General features: G+C 55.6%; 23 protein-coding genes and 2 tRNA genes. 4 read left to right on the forward strand and 21 right to left on the reverse strand.

Annotated features, from left to right (window positions below; translation table 11 throughout):
- The 13 genes from VGK23_09820 to VGK23_09880 form a co-directional block, all read right to left on the reverse strand.
- Nucleotides 1-941, reverse strand: a 941-nt coding sequence (locus tag VGK23_09820; GenBank protein HEY3420839.1) for a hypothetical protein, incomplete at its 3' end; no start/stop codon positions are given.
- Nucleotides 938-1120 carry a hypothetical protein gene (locus tag VGK23_09825; protein ID HEY3420840.1) on the reverse strand — a complete coding sequence of 61 codons (183 nt, stop codon included), beginning with the start codon at nt 1118-1120 and terminating at the stop codon, nt 938-940. The genes VGK23_09820 and VGK23_09825, both read right to left, overlap by 4 nt.
- Nucleotides 1117-1557, reverse strand: a complete 441-nt coding sequence (locus VGK23_09830; GenBank protein ID HEY3420841.1) for a hypothetical protein — start codon at nt 1555-1557, stop codon at nt 1117-1119. The genes VGK23_09825 and VGK23_09830 overlap by 4 nt, the downstream gene beginning before the upstream one ends.
- Before the next feature lie 25 nt (nt 1558-1582).
- On the reverse strand, nt 1583-2155 hold the full coding sequence (locus VGK23_09835; GenBank protein HEY3420842.1) for a site-specific integrase: 573 nt from the start codon (nt 2153-2155) through the stop codon (nt 1583-1585).
- A gap of 134 nt (nt 2156-2289) precedes the next feature.
- The gene (locus VGK23_09840; protein ID HEY3420843.1) at nt 2290-2703 is read right to left on the reverse strand and encodes a hypothetical protein; all 414 of its coding nucleotides are present in this window, start codon (nt 2701-2703) and stop codon (nt 2290-2292) included.
- Nucleotides 2700-3959 (reverse strand): hypothetical protein, encoded by a 1260-nt coding sequence (locus VGK23_09845; protein HEY3420844.1) that lies wholly within the window; start codon nt 3957-3959, stop codon nt 2700-2702. The genes VGK23_09840 and VGK23_09845 overlap by 4 nt, the downstream gene beginning before the upstream one ends.
- A gap of 1842 nt (nt 3960-5801) precedes the next feature.
- Nucleotides 5802-6470, reverse strand: a complete 669-nt coding sequence (locus tag VGK23_09850) for an alpha/beta hydrolase (GenBank protein ID HEY3420845.1) — start codon at nt 6468-6470, stop codon at nt 5802-5804.
- Nucleotides 6471-6829: 359 nt separating this feature from the next.
- Nucleotides 6830-7906 (reverse strand): hypothetical protein, encoded by a 1077-nt coding sequence (locus VGK23_09855; GenBank protein HEY3420846.1) that lies wholly within the window; start codon nt 7904-7906, stop codon nt 6830-6832.
- Between the two features lie 30 nt (nt 7907-7936).
- Nucleotides 7937-8410, reverse strand: a complete 474-nt coding sequence (locus VGK23_09860; protein HEY3420847.1) for a hypothetical protein — start codon at nt 8408-8410, stop codon at nt 7937-7939.
- Between the two features lie 4 nt (nt 8411-8414).
- Nucleotides 8415-9356, reverse strand: coding sequence for a hypothetical protein (locus tag VGK23_09865; protein ID HEY3420848.1), 942 nt, complete (start codon nt 9354-9356; stop codon nt 8415-8417).
- Nucleotides 9357-9404: 48 nt separating this feature from the next.
- The gene (gene cimA / locus VGK23_09870; protein ID HEY3420849.1) at nt 9405-10979 is read right to left on the reverse strand and encodes a citramalate synthase; all 1575 of its coding nucleotides are present in this window, start codon (nt 10977-10979) and stop codon (nt 9405-9407) included.
- 79 nt (nt 10980-11058) lie between these two features.
- Nucleotides 11059-12075 carry a homoserine dehydrogenase gene (locus VGK23_09875; protein ID HEY3420850.1) on the reverse strand — a complete coding sequence of 339 codons (1017 nt, stop codon included), beginning with the start codon at nt 12073-12075 and terminating at the stop codon, nt 11059-11061.
- A 1-nt stretch (nt 12076) separates the two neighbouring features.
- Complete coding sequence (locus VGK23_09880) at nt 12077-12571, reverse strand: hypothetical protein (protein HEY3420851.1); 495 nt, start codon at nt 12569-12571, stop codon at nt 12077-12079.
- Between the two features lie 335 nt (nt 12572-12906).
- Here VGK23_09880 and VGK23_09885 point away from each other — a divergent pair, with 335 nt between their 5' ends.
- A complete protein-coding gene (locus VGK23_09885; GenBank protein ID HEY3420852.1) occupies nt 12907-13647 on the forward strand; it encodes a HAMP domain-containing sensor histidine kinase in 741 nt (246 codons plus the stop codon).
- Between the two features lie 191 nt (nt 13648-13838).
- On the opposite strand, the gene VGK23_09890 is transcribed toward VGK23_09885, so the two are convergent.
- Nucleotides 13839-13940 (reverse strand) — tRNA-Ser (locus VGK23_09890).
- A 145-nt stretch (nt 13941-14085) separates the two neighbouring features.
- On the opposite strand from VGK23_09890, the gene VGK23_09895 reads away from it, so the two are divergent.
- Complete coding sequence (locus tag VGK23_09895) at nt 14086-15528, forward strand: MFS transporter (protein ID HEY3420853.1); 1443 nt, start codon at nt 14086-14088, stop codon at nt 15526-15528.
- Here the strand turns inward: VGK23_09895 and VGK23_09900 are convergent.
- The gene (locus tag VGK23_09900; protein ID HEY3420854.1) at nt 15496-16290 is read right to left on the reverse strand and encodes a carbon-nitrogen hydrolase family protein; all 795 of its coding nucleotides are present in this window, start codon (nt 16288-16290) and stop codon (nt 15496-15498) included. The genes VGK23_09895 and VGK23_09900 overlap by 33 nt on opposite strands.
- A gap of 97 nt (nt 16291-16387) precedes the next feature.
- On the opposite strand from VGK23_09900, the gene VGK23_09905 reads away from it, so the two are divergent.
- Nucleotides 16388-17188 (forward strand): NAD+ synthase, encoded by an 801-nt coding sequence (locus VGK23_09905; protein ID HEY3420855.1) that lies wholly within the window; start codon nt 16388-16390, stop codon nt 17186-17188.
- Here VGK23_09905 and VGK23_09910 read toward each other — a convergent pair.
- From VGK23_09910 to VGK23_09920, 3 genes are all read right to left on the reverse strand, one after another.
- Nucleotides 17145-17699 (reverse strand): hypothetical protein, encoded by a 555-nt coding sequence (locus tag VGK23_09910; GenBank protein ID HEY3420856.1) that lies wholly within the window; start codon nt 17697-17699, stop codon nt 17145-17147. The genes VGK23_09905 and VGK23_09910 overlap by 44 nt on opposite strands.
- Nucleotides 17700-18026: 327 nt before the next feature.
- Nucleotides 18027-18209 (reverse strand): hypothetical protein, encoded by a 183-nt coding sequence (locus VGK23_09915; protein HEY3420857.1) that lies wholly within the window; start codon nt 18207-18209, stop codon nt 18027-18029.
- Between the two features lie 11 nt (nt 18210-18220).
- Complete coding sequence (locus tag VGK23_09920; GenBank protein ID HEY3420858.1) at nt 18221-18448, reverse strand: hypothetical protein; 228 nt, start codon at nt 18446-18448, stop codon at nt 18221-18223.
- Between the two features lie 269 nt (nt 18449-18717).
- Here VGK23_09920 and VGK23_09925 point away from each other — a divergent pair.
- A tRNA-Glu gene (locus VGK23_09925) sits at nt 18718-18795 on the forward strand.
- Between the two features lie 63 nt (nt 18796-18858).
- On the opposite strand, the gene VGK23_09930 is transcribed toward VGK23_09925, so the two are convergent.
- From VGK23_09930 to VGK23_09940, 3 genes are all read right to left on the reverse strand, one after another.
- A complete protein-coding gene (locus VGK23_09930) occupies nt 18859-20085 on the reverse strand; it encodes a hypothetical protein (protein ID HEY3420859.1) in 1227 nt (408 codons plus the stop codon).
- Nucleotides 20086-20298: 213 nt separating this feature from the next.
- A complete protein-coding gene (locus tag VGK23_09935) occupies nt 20299-20694 on the reverse strand; it encodes a hypothetical protein (protein ID HEY3420860.1) in 396 nt (131 codons plus the stop codon).
- 61 nt (nt 20695-20755) lie between these two features.
- Complete coding sequence (locus VGK23_09940) at nt 20756-21319, reverse strand: hypothetical protein (protein HEY3420861.1); 564 nt, start codon at nt 21317-21319, stop codon at nt 20756-20758.
- Between the last annotated feature and the right edge of the window lie 2 nt (nt 21320-21321).

Consider the following 21321-nt stretch of genomic DNA (forward strand, 5'->3'; position numbering starts at 1 on the left):
GCGATCAGGCCGATGGCGATAAGGAGTATCGCCCATCGCCTGGCGATGCCTGACGCGATAGCCAGGACGACACCGCCGCCGATCGCGAGGTAGTACCAGGGCAGGGACAGCGACGGCACGGTCGACGTGTTGGTGATCGACAGAGGACCGGGTAGCACAAGGACATGGTCGCCGGATGTCTGGTTGATGGGTCGATCACCATCGCTGGTGGTCCCGCCACCTTGGTTCTGATCTGCCTGGGGAGTGGTAGTGACACCGGCCGGCGAATAGGCGAACGACTTGAAGACCGCCTCCGCCTGGCCGGATGTCGGCTTCAGGTAATGCCAGAAGTTGGCGCAGGCGTAAACACCGGTCGCGTCCCGGACCTGATCGGCCCTCCAGCTTTCTATTACATGGCCGCCCTCGATAACGGCGAAAGCGATATAGGACCGCTCCCAATCGATGCGGAAAGTTACGTCGGCATTGGTGTAATCCAGCGAGAACAACAGGTGAGTGTTAGCCGAATTGGGCTGGACCCAGAAATCATAATTGCTACCGTCCGGGTCACCCCACATCGCCTGTTCTATGTCAGCCTCGTGCCAGTTCTCTTCAACGCCCAGATCGGAGAGATAAGGATACATGCCGATGACGCCGTTCGGATGGATCTGATGGACGCCGGCCATCACCCAGGTGTAATTGCCGTAACCGCAGGGCTGATATGAGATAATCCCGGAATCGACATAGCCAGATTGCACCAGATGAAGCCAGCCGTTGCCGTCGATCCAGACGTAATCGGGATCATAGGCCGACCAGTCCATCGCCCACCATGTTCTGCCAGACCAAGAGAAATCAGGTCCGTGCATGGTCGAGTTGTTGGGCCAGGTCTGGGCGGCGGCGGGAGAGGATATCGTCACCATGAGCAGGACGATCCCGAGCGCAAGCAACGTGTCCTTCACCTTCAAGGCGAACGCCCCCTCAGCATGACGGAATGAGGCAGGACCCGCGCGAAGATGAAAAGGCCAGATCCATCGATGGCCTTAAGCCTACGATGCTCCCTAATCACCTCAGCTCTAGACTGGCGAAGTATCAGATGGCGTTGCTTGTCCTTTTTCAGTTTGTAGATCAGGACGTAGGGGCTCACGATGCGCCCCCGTGGACCACTTGGATCGGTATCTCGGTGTACCCCTGATCGGTGTACACGACGTTGACCGTGTCGCCTGGCAGAAGCGCACCCATCCGGCTGACGGACGGATCCATATAACCAGCCATGAATCCGAGCGCACCATCATCCCCGTTCAAGGCCACGGTATCGCCGGGCAATGTGAGCGTTTTCGACGCACCCGGCGCTATCTTGACCGTCTGAGAGCTCCCAGTTGGCCTTTCCGTTACCAGCATGTCATGATACTGATCGCCGGAAAGGTAGGTCACCTTGACCGTTTTCGTCGTGACCCCTTGAGCGTTATCGATGTTCAGGGTCACATGCTTTTCATTATCTGGATCCAGTAGTTTTTCGTTGTAGGCTACGAACCCGCCCGCCATTACCAATGCTAAAATTATGACTAGTGCCAATACTTTCATAGAAATCTCTCCCTGATGTTGGATCTCATTTGCCGCCCTCCATGTAAAAGTCAGACATCCACTTCCCCATGTCCTGAGGGATTGGCTTGCGGTAGTACCGCATGATCGTGGCCAGCGAATCGCCGGTGACGTACCGGACCTCATCGATGGTCACGTTCCGGATAGCCGCCAGCGAGACGTAGGTGTGCCGGAGGTCATGCCAGCTGGGCCAGCCCTCGATCTTGCACTTGACGCACAGGTCCTTGAGCAGCTGGTCGAAGCTCTTGACCGAGAGCGGTTTGGCCGGGTCACGTCCCGGAAACAGCGGCGAATCACCTTTGATCTTAGCGGTGTTGATGTAAAGGCTGACCTGCTCGGCGAGTTGCGGAGTGATGCCGATCTTGCGGGCCTCCTTCTTTTTGACGTCCCACTTCATTGCGGTGCGGAAACGGAAGTCAAAGTTGGTCGGCCGCCAATACTGCATCTCGGTTACACGGCATGCAGCCTCGACACCTAGGCCGATCGCGCACCGGTCCCGGAGGGAGTCGGCCGCCTTGATGATCTCACGGAGCTGTTCGGACGAGAAGACGTCTATCTCGTTCTCCATCTTGTGCCTCATTCAATCACTTCCATTTTTGAAACATCTTAGATTTGGAAGGGCTAGAAGGGTGATTTCCGACGTCTGAAACGGCTGAATCCCCATTGCGAGTTCTAAGTTCCATAGGGCAGCGAAATTAGAGAAGTCGAGGACCATCAGAAAACCTCAAGATCATCGAACGTCGTTTGGTGGATCCGCGGCATCATGGCGTCGCTGTCCATTCTCCCCTTCAGCCATTCCTCGGGCGGGACGATCGAGGACTCGCCAAAGAATCCGCCTTCCCTGACCTCGTTGACCGCTTTCAATGGGCACCATTTCGGAAATGCTCCCTTGAACGCAGGCCTGCAGTTACCATGGTGAGCCTTGCAGACTACAGGGTCGTCCCTCCCCATGCGATAATTACCCGGCCGCATGACCTGAGAATTTACACAGACGCAGGTAGGAGCTCCGTCCTTCCATTTTCCTTCGGAGTCCCTTTCGATGTCTTCCTCGGTCCAGACGCCTTTGTGGAACGGGCATTGTTGGCAGTTAGCAAAGACAAGGGATTTTGTCTCTACTGGGCTAGTCATGCGAACATCACCCCGTCGTAGCTCTGAGCCTCGGTACTCTGTTGGGCCTTTGCCTTGACCACTTTCTCTGCAGTGTTGGCGAGCTCGTTCTCGATGATGGCCGTCTTGATCTCGGCGTCCTTCTCCATGATGGCAGCCCATTTCTCAAGGAGCTGCAGCATCTTGTCTGCCTTCAGCTCGAGGACATAGATCCGGTTGATGCTCGTCTCCTGGCCGGTCCTGAGGTCCTTGACCGTGTTCTTGAAGTTGAACAGCATCTGGGCTGCCTCGGGGTCCTTGGTCTCGATCTCGCGGTGGCCGTGCGAATTGTCCACCCAGAAGGGCGAACCGGGAACGCTCTTCATATCCTCGGGGATCTGAGAGAGGATTACCGGGTCGTCGGAAGCGTGGTGGATCTCACCCTTGAAGTTGACCAGGCCGAACCTCCATCCTCCATACTTGGCGATGTGGTTGGCGATCCGCTGGGCTTCCTCGATGAAGACCTTCTCCACATCGGGAGTGATCTCTTCGGGTAGCAGCTCCTTTTGATATGGCCAGACGTGCAGGGAACTGGCCCCTTTATTGGATTCTATGTAATGGACGGATACCTGATTGCCGTTCCATGGAACCTTGGTACGATACTCGCGGACGCCGTTCTGCAGCTGCACCGGCTTCTTGGGAAAGAGTGGAAGATCCACGGTCTTTCCTTCACCGATCGGGATGCGGAGGACGTTCATGTCCCCTTGAAATTCGACGGAAAACATGACCCGGCCGTTGATGTGCGTCCGGGAGGTCGGAATGTAAACGGTTTTAGGGTCGTTAACTCCGTCCGGAAGTTGGGGAGGTTTCACGGTCCCACCGTGAAAGTGGAAGTCCAATTCGGAAATCGCCGCATCCAGTACGTTGGCCTTTGGCCCTCTTGCATACAGCTGAGGGCTCCGGGAGCCTGGAACCTTCTTCAAGTAGCCTTCCCCGACCAATTCCTTGGCGTAGTCGGCTATGGTACTCTTCTTACATCCCAGCAGTTCGACGGTCTTAGGCTGCCCGTTACCCTCGGCGAGGTAGAAGAACGTGCCTAGATAGTTCCGGTTTCTCTTCACACGAGGCAGGGAGGACACCCCCCAATTTCCGGAGAGTTTCCGATTTTCCGGAAGTTGACTTCCGGATTTGACCTGCCAGAGTTCGGACATCGTGACTTCCGGACGACTTCCGGAACCTCGGGAGTCACCGGGCAGATGCAGCGCCCTTGAGCAGCTAACGAACACGATCCCTTGCATGGCAGCTCAGGTTGCAGCGGGCAGGCGTTTGGAACAATGAAAGCCCGTTTCACGATCACACCACGATCAGGATATGGGCGCTCGCGATCATGCAGAACCATAGAAATATGAAGCCGCCGACGATAACCTCTAGGCTCATGGCATCGCCTCCGCTTCTTTGATTCGAAGATCCCGAGCAAGGAATCCGTCACAGATCGCCTGGGAGAGCCTACCAGGATGATGCGAAAATCCGAGGCATTGGATGAATTGGCCAGGATGGCCTGGCCTCACAAATCCCAGTGCCCCCACATTATTGTCTGGCCAAAGGACTTTTTGCCCCTCGTTTTCGATTGGCCTTTTGGCCTACATCGGTAAAGATTTTCCAATCTCGAGTGATTTTCTTGTTGCTAGCCAGTGTATGATACCACCCGGTGTCAACACTAAGACAATCAGTTGAACGAACAGTTCCCATGCACCAGGGTGTTTTGTAAATAATTTCACTATTCTAGCTTCAGATTCTACTTCAATAGTGGGTCAAATGTATTCTTTAGCTTGATCATCCGAATGTTCATATCAGTCCATAAACAAGATGAATACACTGTTAGGGTCAAGGACTAGATCATCCAATATTTTGGTCAACTTAGTGCAATATTCACAATATGGATCGTTTTTCGAATTCTTGTTTAGATTATTGCTGGCCTATTCGGATGTTCTATCTGCTTGGCTTACCCCAATCGAGTCAAGAACATGTTTCACAGCCTAGCGAAATATAGTCCATACTTTGTGTAGTCCAAGTACTCGTCTTCGATGAGATTCACAGTCGTGCCCACGGCAGTTGTTGATGAGCCTTACCGTAGACGCCCCGCCAGATATTCGAATTCCTTGGTCACAGACCGGCTATATTTTTCGATAGAGGTTGGCAACAATCTTGGATATTGAATTTCATCCAATGGAATGGAATATAACGACTCTGGATTGCCGGGTTCTCCTCCGAAACCGATGATCACATAGACCTTTTCGGGGCGGTGCACCCTTTGGAACTGCTGATACCTTTCCATTTGCCATCTCTCCGCCCATTTGATCTTGCCGTCATACAGGGTGGTTCTGTACTTACACTCAACCCAAAAGTAATGTCCACTCGACTTATGATGAAATTTGAAATCTGGCTCTTGGGCCTCCAACACCTTCCTGCCGTATAGATCGTTCCGGGCCGTGGTGGCATGGACAACGTCGAAATCATCCCTAGGAAATAGCTTGCAAACGAACGCCTCGAAATATTGCCCTTTGGAAATGTTCAACGTCCAGGGATATGGATTCCCGCATGAGATGCAATATTTTGGCAGTATCACCTCTCCCTCACTGCCGCTCTTCCGATTCTCTGCGTTGCCCTCCCGTATCTCTTCCCTGCATGAAGGGCACTCAGTGATGAATTCGGCTCCGCATCTACATCTGGTCGGCAGTTCCTCTCCAAATCGGGTTTGAGGGTCATCAGTTGTTCTAAGGTGACCGCCCTTACACGCTACCAGGGCTTCGTAAGATACAGTTTGACCTTTTGAACAATGCACTTTATCGATGAAGGACGAGATTATTCTGCCTTAAGGGTTATCACCCGATTATCATTTATCAACATTGATTATATTAGATGCTGGATAGCTAAAAACCAATGAATAACCTCCTTATCCATTCACTCCATTTTATCGAGGTAGAATTTCTGACATTGTAATGATGCCTTTTCATCGCTAACTAAATTTAGAATTTGTTATTCATTCTTCACCATGCGATTCAATAATTATATACCCAGCCGATAGTTGGTAGGCTGAGGTTTGGAGGGACGGGGATAGGATAACCCTCTGCCTCTAGAATTCACTGAACAAACCATTCATCCAGTTTTTCTCTGATGCTTTCGAAGGTCTTTTCCAGGAGGTATGTGTCGCTATGCAGCGCATCTTCGATCCTGATCACATTGGGCCTGTTTGTTCTGAGAAGATCGCATGATGTCACGATCTCCGGGACATCTCTGGAACCATAGATGATCATTGATCTGGACTTGTCCTTGTCTTCCCATTCAGGGATCCTGGCCAGTATGTCGAATACCTTCCTAGGGTTGTCCGTGCGCACTCGATATCCTCTCAGCTTTTTGAGCAGCTCCTCCGTCCTGGCTCCATAAGATCCGTCCAAAGGGGGCGATATCCCAATGGAGAAATCGGCGCTGCTCATCAGCGAAAGGCGTCCTCCGAGCGAGTGTCCAATTGCCACCACCCTACCGAATTCACGGGCAGCGCCGATGGCCAGCTCCACATCCTCCTGGACGTGATAGTCCATCGCCATTGGGTGCTGTCCATGTCCTCTTAGGTCTATGGCATAAGTGACGAGGCCGGAACCGGCCACTCGAGAGGCCAGGCCAAGCTGTTCCTCTTTGCATCCGCCATATCCGTGAACTACGACCGCTGCCCCCACAGGGCTCTTTGGAATTATTCTGATCACGGGGATCTTCAGGTCCGTTCCCTCGAGGACAGTCATTTCGATCTTCACATGCCTCACCATTCTCCGAACGATATTGCCTCTGTGGTCAAGAATCTTGCTCCGCGCCATGACAATTCGACCTATCCAGCCAGGGGCAAGTGGCCATGGTTGGTCACGGATCCTCTCAAAACTGATGCTTCAGCTGATACCTGGCCGCCCATCATTTTACCAGTTTCCTAGTATTCAAATAAAATACCTTTTAATTCAAAACGTTTTTCTAATCGAAGCTGTATTGAATAAAATGTGGGGTCCCCGTGGACCTTCTCCAACTTCCCCACCATATTTATTAGATTTGCGGGGATCTCACACTAGCCGCGGCCAACTCGTTGTTTTGTAGGTTCTAGGATCGAAATCGATCATCGGGCTTTCTACCTCATCGCCTTCAGGTCGACCTTCGACTGGATCCCTTGTATTATCCTGATGTCCCGCTCCAGTGATTCTATCACCGCCGATCCATTCTCGGCCATGAGCCTCAGTCTCTCGGTCCGGTAATCCACGGTCGACTTGCCCTTCCATTCCCCGGCGATACGGATGCCAACCGGTTTGAGGGAGAGCGACCCAAAGTAGACCGCTGCATCATGAAGGAACTCCACCAGCAGCCAAGGGTCGTATGGCGGTTGACCGGGGATCTCCGAAGGGTACTTGATCAGCAGGGTCGGCAGCCTCGCGGCATAGGTCTGCATCCTGGCCTTGTCATCCGCGGTAAGGAACAGCAGGTCGATACGCTGTTCTCCGGAGTGAGCACCCAATGCCCGGGCGATCTCCCCGTCCCGCTGCTCCTTGTCGGCCACGTACTTACCCCCGGCCACCCTCCACAGGTTGTAGTGCTCCTCCAGCACGCCAACCTCGGCCTGGGCGTTGAGCGCCTTGCGGGCCCCTTTCATCGAACAGTTGACAAGGCCGCCTACCGACGAGGGGTTGCGTACCGCCCTCTTCAACGATTCGATGTCGAACTGGGTGTACTTACCTGCCTTTTCCACCATCTCCTGCTCCACCAGGTCGGAGAGCAGGACCTGCACCTTGGTCGGGTCGAAGTCGCTGATGCCGCATCCTTCGCTGTGGTACATCAGGCGGCTGAAAAGACGCCGGTAGGCGATGTTGGTGTCGATGGCGAACGATTCCTGCTTCGGGAAGCGGTATGGATCGCTCTTCCTCTTCTCCGACTTCCTTATCTCCGCCATCAGCTCGTTCAGGTTCTCCGGTGGCACCAGCAGCGAGCTGTAGAGCGCCTCTTTGAGGTCGTTGTAGTCGGGAATGTCCGCCGACAGCACGTCATTCAGTTTCGATCTGATCCCGGGCAGGACGGCGTCAAAATCGCGTCCCTTGGCCACGCTGACGATCTCTCCCTTCTCCAGGTCCAGGTTCATCAGCGGTATGCCGAGGATGTCGGAGCAAACCTCTATATTGCCCCGTTTTGCCAATATCAGCTCGTTCAGGACCGCCATCAGCATGTCCTTGCCGACGATGGAGTCCGTTCACTTCACCTCCTTCAAGAATTCGTGGTCGTGCTGCACGGAAAGCGGGATCATGATGAATGGCCGGCTGGCGTTCCTCAGTGTTTCGATGTACAGGTAGAACATGTGATCGAACAGGTTCCGGCTCATGCCCGGGATGACCGCCCCCATGACCAGCGATTTCGTTCCGGGAGTGACGTCCAGTGCCAAGGTGTTCCCCTGCTTCTTCTCTTTCTCGGCGATCTCCCTTACCTTCGTTGCTATCTCCCTGATCATGTCCCCCTGGAGCGGCACGATCTCGATCTGATGATGCTCGCCGTATTCCGCCAGCAGGACCACCAGCATCGTCCTGACCTGTTCTGCGAGCGGCACCTGGCAGCCGTCGGTGATGATGTAGACCTTCTCCGGAACGTAACCATGGATGCGGATCATGCCCCAGACCGAGTTGAACAGCCCCCAACCGCTCCGGCCCAGCAGCGTGATCAGCACATTCATAGCATCATACTCCGAACAGTGCCTTCCTGATCAGGTCCTGGGTCTTCTGGGCCGGCGAGGTCGTGTTCACCAGGTGGACCCGGACGTTGGACAGAAGCTTCGAGAAGAATTCGTATCGGATCGCCATCTTGCGCCTGTCGCGCACCAGTTGATGGGGGTTGCAGAAATCGTTCAGCCGGAGATACTCCAACGCTGTTTTCGGCTCCAGCTCGGTGACTAGGTTAGGGTCGCCGGGGTCGCGCTTCAGCAGTATGACGTCATACAGCGTCGTCAGCGGTATCACCGACCCCGGCCCGGCGATCCAGCGGACATTGACCACGGCCCGCTGCTGCTTGTCGAACACCGCCTTCTCCACCAGTTCCCGGTATTCCGGCCAGGCCTTGCCAATGTCGGCGTCGATGTAGCAGTTCTTCTCCGAACCGTAGGCCACCGGGCGTCCGGTGAACTGCCTCACATAGTACCAGTCATCCGTGACCAAGCGCGCGTCCTTCATCCGCAGCAGGCCCCAGGAATGCGTGGTCTTGCCGGTCTTCGATGGGGCGATCAAGGAGACCCCGCGCCCGGCGATGTCGATCGAGGCCCCGTGCACCGAATGGATATGATGTTCGTCCTCCAGCAGATCGCCGGCCACCGCCAGGGCGATGCTCTTCACCCAGCCGTAATAATCGAAGTTGAACAGGAACGCGGTCTTGGCCACCGGTTCGTACAGCACCTTCATCCCTTCGCCCGGAAGGTCGATCATCACCACCCTTCCGTGCGACCGGACGCTTTCCGACATGGTATAGAAGTTGTCCTCCCACATCTCCTTCATCTGGCGGTTGGTGGTCAGGAGCTTGATGCAGCAGCCGTATACCTCGGACTTGATCGAGAAGAAGTTGATGCCGGAGTACTTCTCGTACATCCGGTCCTTTTCCTCCGGGGTGATGATCTTGACCTCGTATGGCATTGGCCCGTGATAGCGTGCGCTCACCAAATCAATGTAACGGGCGTTCCGTCACTCTTTGTAACTGTTGACGCCTTCCTTCATGAGCTTGTACTCGATGCTGTCGAGCAGTGCCATCAGCGACGCCTCGATGATGTTCCCGGAAACGCCTATGGTCGTCCAGGAATGCTTCCCATCGGTAGAGCGTATCAGGACGCGGACCTTTGCCGCGGTGGCGTCCTTACCGTCGATGACCCGCACCTTATAATCGATGAGCCTGACCTCGGCGAGCACCGGGTAGAAGCGCAATAAGGCCTTCCGGAGCGCCCGGTCGAGCGCGTTGACCGGTCCGTTGCCGTCGGCCGCAGTATGCTCCACCGTGCCGTCGCTGTCGACCACCCGGATCGACGCCTCGCTGATCGTGTTCCTGGTGGAGACGTCCATGAACAGCCGGAAGCCCTCCACCTTGAAGGGGGCGGTCTGCTGGTTCTTCAGACGGCGGATGAACAGCTCCAGCGACGCTTCCGCCGCCTCGAACTGGAACCCTTCCGCCTCCTGCTCCTTCATCTTCTCCAGGATCGAACGTCCGCCGTCCTTCTCGGTCTCGATGCCGAGCTCCTTGGCCTTGGCCAGGATGGACGAGGTGCCGGAAAGCTCGGAGATCAGTATGCGTCGCTCGTTGCCGACCAGGGCCGGGTCGATGTGCTCGTAGGTCCGGCTCTCCTTGAGGATCGCCGAGACGTGCATGCCGCCCTTGTGGGCGAAGGCGCTCCGGCCGACGTATGGAAGCCGGGGGTCGGGCGATATGTTGGCCATCTCGCCCACGAAGCCCGACAGCGCGGTCAGGCTGGAAAGCTTGGTGACGTTCGTCTGGGCCTTCATCTTCAGGATGAGGCTGGGGATGATCGAGCACAGGTTGGCGTTGCCGCACCTTTCGCCCAGTCCGTTGATCGTGCCCTGGACCATGGTGACCCCGGCCTGCACCGCGGCCATGGAGTTCGCCACCGCCATCTCGCAGTCGTTGTGAGCATGTATGCCCAAGGGCATTTCGAACCGGGAGCGCACCTGCATGACCGCCTCGGTCACCTCGGACGGGAAAGCCCCTCCATTGGTGTCGCAGAGCACCAGCCATTCGGCGCCCGCGCCTTTGGCGGCTGCCAGGACCTTCATCGCGTATTCGGGGTTGTCCTTCCACCCGTCGAAGAAGTGCTCCGCGTCGAATATGACACGCCTTCCCGATCGGGACAGGAAACCGACCGTATCGGAGACGATCTCCAGGTTCTCTTCGAGCGATACGCCCAGCGCCTTGGTCGCGTGCAGGTCCCAGGATTTCCCGAAGATGCACACCCATTCGGTGTTCGCTTCCAGAAGCGACCTCATCGTGACATCGTCCTCGGCGCGCACCCCGGCCTTCCTGGTCGAGCCGAATGCCACCAGTTTCGAGCACTTCAGTTCGGCCTGCTCGGCCGCCTTGAAGAACGCCTTGTCCTTCGGATTGGAACCGGGATATCCGCCTTCCACAAAGTCCATGCCGAACCCGTCCAACCGATGCAGTATCTCCAGCTTGTCCTCGGTCGAGAACGAGACACCTTCGGTCTGGGCGCCATCTCTGAGGGTCGTGTCGAACAGACTAACTTGTCGACCCAATAAAACAATCCCTTCTTGTTTCGTTGTAAGCCATATGGAACCCTGCCGTGTTAGGGCGTGTCTATGCGGAGCCCGATATTTAAGTCCTGTGAGATAGCGCCCGCCTCTCCCGCATGACCGCATAGATATCGCTCATGACCGCGCTGCTGGTCTCCGCCCGCCCAGCCCCTCTCCCGGCGACGGTGATCTCCCCGGCCAGGTCGGTCTGGATGCTGAACGTGTTCAGCGTCCCGCCTATCGACAGCGGATGCCCCATCGGGATCAGCCTGGGGGACACCTCTCCGCCCCGTTCGGTGACCTCCCCGATCAGCCTGACCACCTTCTTATCCTGACCGGCCAGATTTACCGCCGCCAGGTTGATGCCCCGGATGCCGGTCCGGGCCACATCGTTGACGGTGATGTCCTTGCCCATGATGGCATTCGCCAGGATGGCCACCTTGCAGGCCGAGTCGATGCCATCGATATCATAGGAAGGATCGGTCTCGGCGTAACCCATCTGCTGCGCCTCGCGCAGCGCCGGCTCGAACTGCATCCCTTCGGTCTCCATCCGGTTCAGGATGAAGTTGCAGGTGCCGTTCATGATGCCCCTTATGGAGTAGATGTTCTCGCACACCAGAAGTTCCGAGGCCAGGTTGATCACCGGCGTGGCGCCGCCCACCGACGCCTCGAACCTCAGCCGGGCGTTGTTCTTCTGGGCCAGCTTGGATATCTCCCGGAACTTGAGGGCTAGCGGGCCCTTGTTAGACGTGATCACGTCATGGCCGGCGTTCAGCGCGGCCTTTATGTGACCGAGCCCAGGCTGGCCGTTCTTGATGTTGGTGGGGGTCATCTCCACCAGGGTATCATATTCCAGCTTGGGGAGCATGTCCTTGATCTCCCCGTCCAGCCGCTTGCTCAGCTTGCCCTTGACCATCTTGCCCCGGACCAGCTCCAGCGGGTCCAGTCCGGACCTGTTCAATGAATATGAACTGGAATCAAATGCCCCTACTATGCGCACCCTCTCTCCCAAGGTCCGCTCGAGCAGTTCGTTCTTTTTGGCGATCGCCTCCGCCACACCCTGACCGACGGTCCCGAAACCAACCAGCACGATATCCATTTCAGTCACCGAACCCACGGATGACGATGTAGCCGGCCCGCTTCGCCCTCTCGTTGATCAGCTTGTTCGCCTTCTTGATCACGTCCTTGCTGCGGACCTTGCCGGAAAAGAGCGCCGCCTTGTCCTTGGCGCCGGAGACGGAGTATCTGATGTCTATCGATTCGACGTCCCCTATGGCCTGTATGCCTTCGATGATCCTCCTCACCTCGGCGGGCGGCAGCTCGCCCACTATCACATAGTCGAGCCGGAAAGTCTCGAACAGGTGGTCGATCTTCATGACGTCGACGTCCTTCTCCTTCCACTCGCCGAGTATGTTGTCCAGGGCCTTCTGGGTCCCGACCTCGAAAGTTAGGTTGATGGCGATCTTGCCTCCGCTCACCTTGTCATGGCGGTGCACCACGCTCCTGATGTTGCCATCGTTCTTCGATATCGGTTCCAGCGCCACGATGAGCTGTCCTGGTACGTCCTTGAGCTGGATGTCTACGTTGACACGCATTGGAATTCCTCGGTCCTGTCCGGAATGGCCTTACAACGCCGTTCAAATAGTTCAACTTCTCCACGTTATTCTCGGCCAAAATAATGGACATTCCTCCCGTCATTCCGCGGAATCGGCCCTGATAATTATCAGAATTGATTCCTAGGATGGTGCCTTTTTAGTATCGTATCATAATTTGATAACATCCGGGAAGGGCATTTCCGGGGCGTAAGAAAAGACGTCCAGGAGGTCCGATTCCCGACGCTGGACTTGATAGGATGAGCAGCTCGACGTTGTCGCAGGGAGGATCGGAGGAAAGCTCCCTCACGGGGAGGGGCGGACCGAAGGTGCTCCCAATGCATAGGAGACAGAGGAGCCTGTCCATCAAGGCGGAACTCGGACAGACCAGGTTGGACGTTTATCTGGAGGATGAACCTTCCTATTCTGAAACAATCGCCAAGGAGCGGTCCGACGAAAGGGAATGGCGGACCACCATCGGCACCATGCTGAGGCATGACCTGCTGAACAAACTGACCGTGGCCCAGGGAGGGTTGGAGCTCTTCGACCGTTCCTCGGACTCGAAGTTCCTGGATATCACGAAGAGGAACCTTGAGGCCTGCGGCGAGATCGTTGGCAGGATCTCCACCCTGGAGAAGGCCATCGACACCACCGCGCTCACGCCGTTGGATGTCGGAAGCATAGCCAGGAACGTGATGGCCAACCATCAGGGGCTGGGGATATGTCTGGAGGTCCACGGACGTGGCATCGTCATGGCCGACGCGGCCCTGCACAACGTCCTGGACAATCTTGTTTCGAACGCGATCAAGCACGCGACGCCGTCCAAGATATGCATCGATATCGAAAAGACCGGTGACCTCGTTCTGATCAAGGTATCGGATGACGGGATCGGGATACCTGAGGAAGCAAGGGCAAGCCTGTTCCAGGAAGGGTTCAAGTTCGGACCGAAGGGGAACACCGGCCTGGGACTCTTCATCGTCAGCCGCTTGGTGCAAAAGTACGGCGGAAGGATCTGGCTGGATGAGAACATATCCGCCGGCGCAGTGTTCTGCATCGAATTGGCGAATGGCGACTTCTGACCGTTATCTCGGCCGATAGCCGACGGTCGTCTAACATCAATGCCAGTAAAAATGACTGTCCCATCATCAGGGTCGATGTTTCTCTAAGCTTGGTCATTAGAAGGATATGTCATGGCCTTCCATTATGGTGATGTCCACGACAGGCCGCGACCGATCCCCGATCGGGCATCGGATTTTGGCTAGAATAAGAATGGCGCCGAGGGGGAGATTTGAACTCCCGAGTCCTTGCGGACACAAGCTTGCTGGCGGAAATAATTCCAGGCTTGCGCCTTACCGGTCTGGGCCACCTCGGCTTTCGGCTCCCTACCGTATGAATTGGTTTTATACTTTACGCACAGGATTGTTCATGTCCATACATCAGATGGATAAAGAAAGCTTAAGAGTCACGGAGGATGTTTGTAACGGCAAGGTAACATGACAGAGCTGACCAGGTCTTACATGAGGATCATCTTGCTCATCACGTGCATGGGCTCGATGATGGCGCCGCTCGACAGCACCATCGTCAGCGTGTCACTGCCGGTTATGAGCTCTGACCTGAGGATGAGCTCGGAGACGGCCATCTGGATCCCGACCGCCTACCTGGTCTCCCTGGCGGTCCTGCTGCTGACCGTCGGCCGGCTCTCGGATATCAAGGGCCGGAAGAACATCTTCATCATCGGTTTCGGCATCTTCGTCCTCGGTTCGCTGCTTTGCAGCGTGTCGCAGGACGGCGAGCAGATGATCGTCTTCAGGGTGCTGCAGGGGATCGGCGCGGCCTGCATCGGAGCCACCGCCACCGCGATCATCACCGACACGTTCCCTGCCAAGGAAAGGGGGAAGGCGCTTGGCATAAACGCCATGGCGGTCTACATCGGTCTTTCCCTCGGACCGGCATTGGGCGGCCTGCTCACCGGAGTGGCCGGATGGCGCTCGATATTCTGGATCAACATACCCATCGGGATCGTCGTGATGATCCTTGCCTGGCGCTACGTCAGGGACACCGGGGAGATCCGCCGGGATGAGAAGCTCGATATCCCGGGCGTTCTGCTGTTCTCGGTCGGTCTCACGTCGCTCCTGATCGCTTTGACGTTGGGAGAACAGTACGGATGGACAACGATCGGGATCATCGGCCTCATCGTCCTGGCGGTGGTTTCGTTGGTGGCCTTCGTGATCGTGGAGCGCAGGAAGGGACGGGCGGCGATGCTGGACACGTCACTCATCACCGGCAACCGGCTGTTCGCCGCGGCAAATTTCTCGGCGCTGCTGAACTATGCGGCCTATTTCAGCGTCGCGTTCATGCTCTCCTACTACATGCAGGAGATACTGGGCTATTCGATCATCTACACCGGCCTCGTGCTCCTGGTGATGCCGGTGGTGATGGCGGTGCTGTCGCCCATATCCGGTTGGGCCTCGGACAAGATCGGCTCACGGTTTTTGGCCTCGGCGGGCATGGCCATCATCGCGATCGGACTTTTGTTCATGAGCGCGCTGACACCGGCATCGTCCGTTATCTATATCGCGGTCGGGCTGCTGGTCATCGGCGCCGGCATGGGGCTTTTCTCCTCGCCGAACACCAGCGCGGTGATGGGGTGCGTGGAAAGGAAAAGGCTGGGAGTGGCGTCCGGAACACTGTCGACCATGCGCTTCGTCGGTCAGGCGGTCAGCCTGGCTATCATGGGTGCCATCATCGCCTCGGTGGCGGGGCCGGACTTCATCGCCACGCTGACCTTGGGAACGGCCAATTCCGCGGTCACGGCCGAGGCGTTCGTCAGGGGGATGAGCGGCGTGTTCCTGGCGGGGGCATTGATCGCGGCGGTCGGAACGGTCACATCCCTGGCCCGCGGAAAACCGGATAAGTGCGAGCCAGGGTCAGAACAGGTCCTGCGAGACCAATCCCATTGAGTCCCGGACCGTCGGGCGCATCCTTCTGGCAGCCCGCACCTCTGCCAGATCGAGGTCCACACTTCTCACGTCCTTCTTGAAATAATCGCACTTGACCAGGTGGTTTCCTTTCGGCCCGACCGCATGGCTGCCGCCGAAGAACACCTGGTTCAATTGGCAGCCGGCATTGTTGACGTAGAGGGCGTAGGCGGTGTTCTCGATGGCCCTGGCCGGCACGATCCTCTCGAAGAAGTCCCGGGAGGTGTTCGGCGAGGCCGAGATGCACACGATGGCATCCGCGCCGTGCAGCACCAGCGACTTGCTCAGTTCGGGGAAGAACAGGTCGTAGCAGATCACCACCCCCAGGCGGAAGCCGTCCACCTCGAACAGGGTGGGCACCTTGCCTGGAGAGAAGAAAAGCGACTCCTCGAACGGCCCGAAGGTGGCCAGGTTGATCTTGTCATAGCTCCAGGCACTGCCGTCCGGTTTGACCAGAACGGCGCTGTTGTGCACCAGGCCAGTGGTCTCCTCGTCCAGGATCGGCATCCCTAAAAGGATGGAGCATTGGTGCTCCTCCGCCACGGTCATGAGCTCCTGCACGCTGTCGCCCTGGAGCGTCTCCGCCATGAGATGCACCCTGTCCCGGCACATGTACCCGCTCAGGAACAGTTCGGGGAAGACGAACAGGTCCGCCTCCTGCCCCGATACCGTCTCGTGTATGCGCCGCAGGTTCTCCTCTTTGTCGCCGACCGCGCTCGGCACCTGTGCAAGGACCGTCCTCATGCTATCGGCCGGTCCAATCGTTCCCCTCGGTTATCTAGGTTCGCGTCAGGCTGTTCGATGATAAGCGATATTAGCCGGCTGCTGTATACGAGAGGTCATGCGCCCCCAATTGAAGGACTATGCCTATGACACGATCGTGGAGTTCATCCGCCAGAAGGTCGAGGAGTCCGGAGGGAACGGGGTGGTGGTCGGGCTCAGCGGGGGCATCGACTCGGCCCTGGTGTCAAAGCTGTGCGTCGACGCGGTGGGCGCCGACAAGGTGCTGAACACCTTCATGCCGACCGCTTCCTCGTCCAGGTCGGACCGGGAGGAGGCGGAGGAGTTCTCCAGAGAGATCGAGACGGAGTTCAAGGTGGTCGACATCACCCCGGCCGTGGAGGGGTTCAAGATGCTGTTGCCCTCGATCGACCGGAAGGAGCTGCTGGGCAACGTCATGGCCCGATGCCGGATGGTGGTGCTGATGCACCAGGCCAACCTGATGGGCCGCATCGTCATGGGCACCGGCAACAAGTCGGAGCTGCTGGTCGGCTACTTCACCAAGTACGGCGATGGCGGGGTGGACTTCCTGCCGATAGGCGATCTATACAAGACCGAGGTGCGCGAGCTGGCGAAGAAGGTGGGCATCCCCAGGAGGCTCATCGAGAAGGCGCCGTCGGCCGGGCTCTGGGAGGGTCAGACGGACGAAGGAGAGCTTGGCGTCTCGTACGAGAAGCTCGACCAGATCCTTCTCGGGTTCGAGATGCTGGTGGACAATCGGGATATATCAAGGGATACCGGCATAGACCTCAACATCGTGGAGATGGTCTGGAGGAGATACCTGGACACGGTGCACAAGCGCAAGGCGCCACTGATCCCTAAGGTCGGTTCTCGGACGATCGGGCTGGATTGGCGCGAGTAGCGGCAAGCGTATTTTCCAACGTTGAACGGAAACCTTCCCTGTCGGCCACGTCGAAGACGATCTCTTCCCCCTTGCGCCAGAACATCGATGCGAAACGTTGCGGTCTCCTCAGTTTCAGCGAGATCAGGTCCCTTTTGCTCGAAGTGATGTTCAGGACGCCCCTGGTCTGGGAGATGAGCAGGCTCCGGTCCTTAGGTGCTTCGTCGATGAGGTTTATGGCCTTGATGTTCTCAATTGGTATACTAATCTTGAAATGCCATCCCTGGCGAAGGATTATCTCGTCCGTATCGATGGTATGCCTGGTCAGGAATGGCGACACTCCGACGATGAGGAAGAACGCTCCCAACACGAATCCCATGACCGCGGCCACGATTGGATCGAACGGAAGCAGGAACGTGATCAGGACCATGACCCAGACCACCGCCACGGCAAGGAACAGCGTGGAACGCATGATCCACTTCCGGTCATAGGCGAAATCGGCCACGGAGGCTGGAAGAACCTGCCCGGACATTATCTTTCGCATCAGGATATTTCAAAACGAACAGGAGGGCACGGGGTCACCTCTCCAATCCAAAACGCAACGGCCCTTGGGTTATCGGTGATCTATCGGATCTGACCAGGGGAAGGGTCTGTTACCTTGGCTGGGTATTGGTATAGACAGAGCCCACGCAAGGGGGTATGCCTATTGCCTGCACCAAAGAACCCCTGGGGTAAGTTCGAGGTGAACTGGTGGGACTTGGTGAATTGGGAAGAGGTCGACAAGAGGACGCCCTGGGCGCTCGGAAAGATGCCGACGCCCACCGACGAAGGGTTCAATGAAGGTAAAGGAGGAAACGGTTCACTGGATAACAGTGACGTTCGGGCGGCGTTCCGTCATCGCCGTCACGAACCATTTCTTGTCCGACTCGAAGTTGAATTTTATCTCTCCGATCTTTTTAAGGTCGGACCCGACAACCTTATGGATATGGATCATGCCGCTCTCTTTTCCTTCGTCTTGAACGATCTTCAGTCTCATTTCCATATGTATCGCCCCTATTTCTTGAAGTAAATGTCCACGAAGTTGCCGATCGTAACTTCCATACCGATCTCTTCCACATCTGGACGGTCACGGAGGAAGATCCTTCTCAATTCCTCCTTCTCTTCCGCATTCTCATAATCGATGTAACCTAGGGGCAACCTGCAGGTGAACGACTTCCGCTCATACACGCCTAGTCTTCCACCGGTCTTCCCATTCTCTTCTTCAAATCGGACCGTTGCCATCATCTATTGTACCAGCCTTGGAGTAGTTAGTAATCGGTGTTAACATACAAGAACAAATTGATAAAATGACCATGCTGGCTATTATCAATTGTTAACTTTTCTCATCTTTGTTGGTCGTTCTCGGCAAGAATTCAAAATTGAGATATTTCATGGGTTCCCAGGCCATCTCAAGGAGTCCAGCTATCTGTCCCCTTACGTCATAATCCAGTGAAATAGGGGCGACCAAAAGGTTTAATTACGGTCATCGAATTTGGGGGGATTACGAACTCGCTCCCGTAGTGTAGTCCGGCCAATCATTTTGGATTCTCGATCCAAGGACTGGGGTTCAAATCCCCACGGGAGCACCATCAACAATATCCATTACATGATTGCTACACCACGTCGTAAATCGACCCGCTCTCCCATTCTTATTACGGGATTTTGTCTGCCGCCCCCAGGATCAGTCTCTCAGAGAATCCAGAGACAAATGATACTGCCAATATCACGGTGGGTGATATCGTTCCGACGTCCATAAGACCTGAAAGGATGAATACGGCGATTATCAGTGCGGAAACGGCCCCCACCAACGGACGGGAGATCGTCAGCCATCCGCTAAGGGATTGTATGGGGATCTCTGCTGTTTCCTTCATCGAGATCTTCGAAAGCGAGAATATTCCGCTGATCGAACCACCAAAAGCTCCAAAGACACAGATCATTATGAGCATAGAGAGGTTTCTCAAAGTCGCGGTGAGATCAGAGGTGGTCAGGACGAAGACCGCTATGATCAGCAGTATCATGGTCAGGGTTCCAAGGACATCGAGTTGCCAATGGACCGAATTCGCCTTGTACTCGACGTTGTGATCGTGGCTGTCGATTATGCGTTTAGCTTGGACAATTTCCTCGATCGTGTATGTGGGTTTGGGTGTTTTTTCATCAAAGAGCAATTTTTGAACCTTTTCCTTCTTCCAAGGCTCTAACTTAGCATTGGCCTCTGCCCAAATCGATTCGGCTACTATTCTGAGGTAGTTCGAATCGAGCGCCTCATTCTCCCTCCAGTCCAGCCTTAGCAGGCTCCGTTCTGACATATAATAATATGACCAAGCGGATTCAAAATCGCAACACTCCAGTTTAAGGGCCGCCAACTCCACTGAGTAATAACAAACCAGCAGCGCTGTCCTTCGGCGTGTCCTTTCTGGGTCCAGCTTTACTGTTACCGGATCGATGTCAACGATTTTCGACTGAACGAGATGTGAGAAAGTGTCGTCACTTATCTCGGATTTCTCGTCCTTCTTCACATTCAACTTGTCGTCACCTATCTCGGATTTCTCGTCCTTCTTCACATTCAACTCTAAATATTTCAAGATGGCCGATTTCTCAGCATTGTCTGGGAGATAGTGCGGATTGATGGATGCTTCGACCGTTAAGCGAACATAGTAAAAAGCGCGGGCTTCCTCAATTCTTGCCCTCAACAGGTTGATTGAATTCAATCTGTGAGGATTAGTTAATTTGTAGAGGTTCCGTTTTAGCCATCCTGTCTGCTTAATGAAATGGATCCGCTCAGGAAGCTCTGGTACGTTCTCGAATATCATCCCTTTCGCTTTACTGTAATTTTCGTCCACTTGTTTAGATGCACTTACTTTCCCTTGTTCAAGGGTCATACCAACCCCCCACTGTTAGTTTCATTATTGGGTCAGGGTATTAATATATCTACAAGATTTATTAATAAACAACAAAATCAAAACAGGAATATTTGATAATTGGAAGATATCAATGTACTTAACGACACAGTAGGACCTTCTTATATGGGGTTTCAAGGATCATTACTGAGTCGTTCGTCCGTCACTACAAGTCATGAATGTTCTCTAAAAGCCTCACTTGGTCGGCTTTACGTTACCCATATCATCATAGACGAACCCATTGAAACGGAAATCCTTCCCCGATCTTTTTCGTACCTCAGATACGATGCTCGTGAAGATCGCTGCGGCCATATCGCGGGGGAACTTGGACTCGGGGAACATGATGCCCAGGGTCGGAACGTCCATGACCACTGCCACGTAGTCCTCGATGTTATCCGCCTTGCCGGCGGTGCTCTCCGATTCGATGAACTCCATGGAGCTGATCTGGCCCGAGACGCTGATCTTGACGACGCCCCTCAACCCGGAGTCGTCGACCACGCACTCGCACACCGCCGCAGGGTCCTTCTTCGCCATCTGCGCGATCCGGTGCTGCCCGACCATCCCCATAAGGGCTCTCGTCTCCTGTCTCATCGGAACGTTAATGTCTGGCAAGATGATTATTCTTTCGTGCTGAAGAAAATAATCCTAAGGTTCAGAGATAGGTTATCTCTGGCCCTTTCTGGATCCTGACGGCGCCATCCTTGGGAGTGAAGAAGATGGTCCTTCCCTTGTTGCCTCCGACCTCTTCCGCCAGCAGCGGTATCCTCTCCTTCTTCAGTGCCGCCTTTGCTGATTCCGAGTTCCTCAGGCCGATGTTCAGCGTGTCGTTGGTCGAGAACGAGAACATCTGCGCCCCGCCGGCGATCTTCGCCTTCAGGCTGGCCCGGCTGGCCCCCATATCCACCAGTTCGTCCACCATCAGGAAGGTGGCCGAATCGGCGTACTTCGACGCGTTCACCTTGTCCTTGCCCTCGTCGTAGGCTGGCAGCATCGCGTGCGCCACGCCTCCCAGCTCGATCCTGCTGTCCCAGATGGCGATCCCTACGCATGATCCGAGTCCGATGCACATCAGCTCCAGCGGGGAAGAGACGATCTTGTACTCTCCCACGCCGACGATGAGGTCCTTATCCAGGTAGTTGACCTTCGGCCTGACCACCGATATCGGCGTCTGGATGGCGCTGGTCAACGCCCGTTCGCAGCTCTTGACGGAATCCATCA

The sequence above is a fragment of the Methanomassiliicoccales archaeon genome (assembly GCA_036504055.1).
GTDB lineage: Archaea > Thermoplasmatota > Thermoplasmata > Methanomassiliicoccales > UBA472 > DASXVU01.